Genomic DNA, 5,224 nt, shown 5'->3' on the forward strand with positions numbered 1-5,224 from the left:
ATTGAGTGCGCCCTGCAGGAAGAAAAGGGATGTAGGAATGGCTGACCATCCCATGCTTAATGCTTCCTTCCCCCATTTAGATTCAAGTGTCTGTTTTTGAAGGTCTAAATTATTTTTTTGATCTGACATATACCAACCTGCTAAGCTGAAGTCTTCTCAGAAGACTTCAGCTTAGCAGGTTGGTAAATTAATTCATATAATTAGTACGACACCAGCGCGCTTATAATATCATTATATTTAACTATACTTAATCTACACTCACCTCTTGGTAGCGCGATTAAGTTACGCAGCTCCCTTGAGGCTCTAAACCTCCCTTTAGGTGGGCAGCGATTAAGTTACGCGTCTTCCTTCAGGAGCTTGAAACCGCCCTCTCGGTTAGTTTTAACCCTGAGGAACTACAACTTAAACTGTTTGCTAACGTTAGTTTTTGTTGTTAAAACCGCCCTTAGAGGCGGTTTTTTTATGCGCGAAATAAAATGAGAACAATAGTTTACGTAGATGGGTTCAATTTTTATCACGGATTGGTGAAGCGTTCGGGATATAAGTGGTTAGACCTTTATAAGCTCTTTGAAGAACAACTGCTTCCGATAAGAGCAAGAGAATCACAGTTGATTCAGGTGAAATTCTTTACTGCTGAGATCAAAGCAAAGTTTGCTTCTCGGGGGGAATTGGCGCACCAGGCTCAGCAAGCCTACCATCGAGCATTAGTACAGATCTATGGTGATAAGCTACAGATAATCAAAGGTTATTACTCAGAGCGTCAGGAATGTGCAATGACCTTTAATGAAGGGCAACCGCCATCAAAAACGGATAGAACAACGGTCTGGAAGTTAGAAGAAAAGCAGACCGACGTTAGAATGGCTTTAGAAATGTATCGCGATGCGATTCGTGGTGAGGCAAAACAGTTAGTTCTCTGCACTAACGACTCAGATATGATACCGCCAATAGAAATGATAAAAGCCGATCGGCCTGAGTTAAAAATAGGAATCGTAGTGCCAAGGGAACAAGATACTAGTCGAGTGATTAGTAGTCTGGCTAGTTTAGGGGATTGGAGCTTGCCATATGTATCCTATGAAGCCTTAAGGTTAGCTTTATTGCCAGATAAAGTCCCCACTAGGCGGAAGCCAATACTGAAGCCAAATCACTGGTAAACAGCAGGATCTTCTTGTGATCCTTTTACTCTCGTCGTAATCTCATGTCCTGCAAACAAAAAAACCACCGCTACCAACGGTGGTTCGTTTGCCGGAATCAAGAGCTACCAACTCTTTTTTCCGAAGGTAACTGGCTTTCACGGAGCGCAGATACCAAAACTGTCCTTCCAGTGTAGCCGCAGTCAGGCCACCACTTCAAGAACTCTGTAGAAGCACTCTACTACTCTGCTCCGTGAATCCTGTTACCAGTGGCTGCTGCCAGTGGCGATAAGTCGTGTCTTTCCGGATTGGACTCAAGACGATAGTTACCGGATAAGGCGCAGCAGTCGGACTGAACGGGGGGTTCGTGCATACAGTCCAGCTTGGAGCGAACTGCCTACCCGGAACCGAGTGTCAGGCGTGGAATGAGATAAACGCGGCCATAACAGCGGAGTGACACCGGTAAACCGAAAGGCAGGAACAGGAGAGCGCACGAGGGAGCCGCCAGGGGGAAACGCCTGGTATCTTTATAGTCCTGTCGGGTTTCGCCACCACTGATTTGAGCGTCAGATTCTGTGATGCTTGTCAGGGGGGCGGAGCCTATGGAAAAACGGCTCCGCCGTGGCCTTCTCGCTTCCCTGTTAAGTTTCGTCCTGGCATCTTCCAGGAAATTTCTGCCCCGCCAGTAAGCCGGTACCGCTCGCCGCAGCCGAACGACCGAGCGTAGCGAGTCAGTGAGCGAGGAAGCGGAATATATCCTGTATCACATATTCTGCTGACGCGCTGGTGCCACCTTTTTCTCCTGCTACATGAAGCACTTTCATAAAGTGTTACTCCGCCGTAACATATTAAGCCAGTATACACTCCGCTAGCGCTGCGTGACTGGTTCAGGGCTGCGCCCCGAAACCCGCCAAAAGCCTGACGCGCCTGCGGCTTGTCCAACCCCGCGCCGACCGGGAAAGGGTTTCCCGCCCGTCCCGGCGTTATCAGGAGACCGGTTTGTCAGAGAAACGGAACAAGATGCTCACGATGTGGGTGACCGAAGATGAGCACCGCCGTCTGCTGGAACGCTGCGACGGTAAACAGCTCGCGGCCTGGATGCGGCAGACCTGCCTGGACGAAAAGCCTGCGCGCACCGGAAAGCTCCCCTCAATCTCGCCGGCGCTGCTGCGCCAGCTTGCCGGCATGGGCAATAACCTGAACCAGATAGCCCGCCGCGTTAACGCCGGCGGCGGCACCGGCCATGACAGGGTACAGATTGTGGCGGCGCTGATGGCCATCGATGCCGGGCTTGAGCGGCTGCGGCACGCCGTTCTTGAGAAAGGAACGGACGATGATCGTTAAATTTCATCCACGCGGTCGCGGCGGTGGCGCCGGGCCGGTGGACTATCTGCTGGGTAAAGACCGGCAGCGTGAAGGCGCCAGCGTCCTGCAGGGGAAGCCGGACGAAGTCCGGGAGCTGATTGACGCGTCGCCTTACGTGAAGAAATACACCTCCGGCGTCCTGTCGTTTGCGGAGGCCGATCTGCCTCCCGGCCAGCGGGAAAAACTGATGGCCAGCTTCGAGCGGGTTCTGATACCCGGACTTGATAAAGATCAGTACAGCATTCTGTGGGTGGAGCACGCGGACAAGGGGCGTCTGGAGCTGAACTTTCTGATCCCCAATACCGAGCTGCTGACCGGCAGGCGGCTCCAGCCGTACTACGACCTCGCCGACCGCCCGCGTATCGATGCCTGGCAGACCATCGTGAACGGCAGACTGGGGCTGCACGACCCGAACGCACCGGAAAACCGCCGGGCGCTGGTCACGCCGTCCGGACTGCCGAAAACGAAGCAGGAAGCCGCAGAAGCCATCACGCGCGGACTGCTGATCCTTGCTTCGTCCGGGGAGCTGAAAACCCGTCAGGACGTCACTGAGGCGCTGGAACGGTCAGGTTTTGAGGTGGTGCGCACCACGAAAAGCAGTATCAGCATTGCCGACCCGGACGGGGGGCGAAACATCCGACTGAAGGGAGCCATCTATGAGCAGTCTTTTAACGCTGGCGAAGGACTTAGAGCAGCAATCGAAAGCGCAGAAGCAGAGTACCGGCGAGATGCTGAAAGCCGCATTCAGCGAGCACGAGCAGTCTGTCAGAGCGGAACTGAGCGCAAGCGCGAGGAGAATCAGCGACGCCATCCTCGCCCACGAGCAGAGTATGAGCGAGGCGATGGAGAAAAACCGGCGGAGCGTACTGCGGACTGCCGGACGGACATGGCTCACCATCCTGATGGTGTCAGCGCTGCTGATCGGCACGAGCGGGAGCATTCTGTGGTGGCAGGGGCAGCAGATAACCGACAATTACACGCATCTTCGTCAGCAGGAAGATACCCTGGCGAAAATGACCGCCCGGACGTGGGGAGTGCGCTATCAGGAGAGCAGCGACGGCCGGAGGTTTCTTATCCTGCCGCCGGGGATGCAAACCGAAGCCATCCCTTACGACGGGACGACATGGATCCGCCTGAAACAGGAGTAGCGGAAAATGACAGAGCTGGAAAAGCAGTTGCTGAGCGCATTAGAGCAGCTACAGCAGGACTACTCGCAAAGGCTGGACGAATGGGAGAGCGCCTTCGCGGAATGGCGGAGCATGTGTGGTCTTATGCAACGGGAGAACGCGGTGCTGAACGAGCGCGTGTCGGACTTGAGCACGCAGGTGCTGAGTTTAAGCGAGCAGCTGCGCCGCTTGTCCGGGAACTGAATGCCATCGAGCTCCGGCAGAGGGAGAATGAGTATCAGAAAACACTGGAGCTGGAGCGCCAGCCGCAGAAAACCTACCGCGGGCCGACACTTTAAACCATCCAGTCAGGTGACAACCCGCCCGAAGAGGGGCTCTGATTTCTCCCGCTAAATAGGTTCGTGGCAAAAAAGGCCACGACTTATTGGGAGTAAGAAAATGAATGTTATCAAATTACTAGAGCAGTTACTTAATTGCCTTTATCTGGCGGCAGAACTGTGGGAGTGGCTGGAGAAGCATTTGCCGTTTTTCGGGACCTTCACGCTGTTTTTGGGCTGAATCCTGCCGTCATTCACCTGGCTGCATGGCTATGCAGTCGGGTAAAATTTATCTGTCGCGATCGGGGTGGTTTACCGGGTGGGTTGTTGTTGGTTTTGGCTGACTGCCGCCCCGTTCGCGGCGAAGCTGTCCGGGGCGGTACGGCCAACGGATGTTATGTTTAATCCGTCTGACCGATAGGTACAAAAAAAGCCCCTAAGGGCTTTTGAGTTATTTAGAACCACAACCATTTCCTTGCGTATCTGTCCTGACAATTAATTGCCACTTGATTGCCTGACTTTGGCTGTGTTGATGATGATTTTGCGGCGGAAACGGGTCATCTTTATTGCTGGTTATCTCTTTTCCGCAAACAGTACAACGATAGATCCCTGATACCGGTACATCGTCAGCAGGGTTATATCGTGATGTCCACCAAGTTTTATCGTGTGAAACACTGTCTAAAAATTGTTTAGTCTCAGAGGTGTATACAGCCATTTACCTTTCCTTTCCAAAATGTATAGGGCGGGGGTATCCTCTTTATAAGTATGGTTTTTTTAGAGTATTTTCAATCATCGGGTGATGATTGAAAATACTCTAAAATAGAGATGCGATGGTAAATCTGAATTGTAATGGTTTGATTTTTAAAATCATTCCATGGTTACTTTTCGTTCAGCTTGGCATTGAGGTCTGGCGTTAGAATGTTTAGTGACTTAACTAAAAGAGACATATCGTAAATGTTTCGCCCTTTGTACTTAGGGTTATCCTTGCTTGTACGAATTTTTGTAAGCAATCCGTAATTTTCAAGTTCTTGGAGTGAGCGTTGAACTGTTCTTGATGAAACTCCCATTCTAACCGCGATGCTCTCTTGAGATGGATGTGGCCAATCATAGGGTTTCCACCAGTGGATAATTAGATGAAGTAGCACATTGAATGTTGTGGGGGTCATATTGAGTGCGCCCTGCAGGAAGAAAAGGGATGTAGGAATGGCTGACCATCCCATGCTTAATGCTTCCTTCCCCCATTTAGATTCAAGTGTCTGTTTTTGAAGGTCTAAATTATTTTTTT

The 5,224-nt window shown here is 51.5% G+C and carries 6 protein-coding genes; 3 read left to right on the plus strand and 3 right to left on the minus strand.

Going from position 1 to position 5,224, the window contains the following annotated elements; genetic code table 11:
- Positions 1–476 precede the first annotated feature (476 nt).
- Positions 477–1,151: an NYN domain-containing protein gene (locus ACJ8PI_RS24365; protein WP_104672183.1), complete on the plus strand. Its 675-nt coding sequence runs from the start codon at positions 477–479 to the stop codon at positions 1,149–1,151.
- A 220-nt stretch (positions 1,152–1,371) separates the two neighbouring features.
- Here ACJ8PI_RS24365 and ACJ8PI_RS24370 read toward each other — a convergent pair whose 3' ends face one another.
- Positions 1,372–1,503 carry a replication initiation protein gene (locus tag ACJ8PI_RS24370; RefSeq protein ID WP_423249856.1) on the minus strand — a complete coding sequence of 44 codons (132 nt, stop codon included), beginning with the start codon at positions 1,501–1,503 and terminating at the stop codon, positions 1,372–1,374.
- 647 nt (positions 1,504–2,150) lie between these two features.
- Here ACJ8PI_RS24370 and ACJ8PI_RS24375 point away from each other — a divergent pair.
- Together ACJ8PI_RS24375 and mbeA are read left to right on the plus strand one after the other, a co-directional pair.
- The gene (locus ACJ8PI_RS24375) at positions 2,151–2,474 is read left to right on the plus strand and encodes a MobC family plasmid mobilization relaxosome protein (protein WP_126289757.1); all 324 of its coding nucleotides are present in this window, start codon (positions 2,151–2,153) and stop codon (positions 2,472–2,474) included.
- Positions 2,464–3,960, plus strand: coding sequence for a plasmid mobilization relaxase MbeA (mbeA, locus tag ACJ8PI_RS24380; protein ID WP_433127091.1), 1,497 nt, complete (start codon positions 2,464–2,466; stop codon positions 3,958–3,960). The genes ACJ8PI_RS24375 and mbeA overlap by 11 nt, the downstream gene beginning before the upstream one ends.
- A gap of 430 nt (positions 3,961–4,390) precedes the next feature.
- Here the strand turns inward: mbeA and ACJ8PI_RS24385 are convergent, their stop codons facing one another.
- A complete protein-coding gene (locus ACJ8PI_RS24385; protein WP_089597835.1) occupies positions 4,391–4,654 on the minus strand; it encodes a protein L in 264 nt (87 codons plus the stop codon).
- Between the two features lie 163 nt (positions 4,655–4,817).
- A partial coding sequence (locus ACJ8PI_RS24390) for a helix-turn-helix domain-containing protein (RefSeq protein WP_442528256.1) occupies positions 4,818–5,224 on the minus strand: 407 nt, incomplete at its 5' end.

This window comes from Serratia sp. CY82433 (assembly GCF_052166535.1).
GTDB lineage: Bacteria > Pseudomonadota > Gammaproteobacteria > Enterobacterales > Enterobacteriaceae > Serratia > Serratia sarumanii.

What these genes read in the sequence shown, in the direction of transcription:
- ACJ8PI_RS24365 (WP_104672183.1), top strand. Translation starts at nt 477, where the DNA reads ATGAGAACAATAGTTTACGTAGATGGGTTCAATTTTTATCACGGATTG.
- ACJ8PI_RS24370 (WP_423249856.1), bottom strand. Translation starts at nt 1,503, where the DNA reads ATGCACGAACCCCCCGTTCAGTCCGACTGCTGCGCCTTATCCGGTAAC.
- ACJ8PI_RS24375 (WP_126289757.1), top strand. Translation starts at nt 2,151, where the DNA reads ATGCTCACGATGTGGGTGACCGAAGATGAGCACCGCCGTCTGCTGGAA.
- mbeA (WP_433127091.1), top strand. Translation starts at nt 2,464, where the DNA reads ATGATCGTTAAATTTCATCCACGCGGTCGCGGCGGTGGCGCCGGGCCG.
- ACJ8PI_RS24385 (WP_089597835.1), bottom strand. Translation starts at nt 4,654, where the DNA reads ATGGCTGTATACACCTCTGAGACTAAACAATTTTTAGACAGTGTTTCA.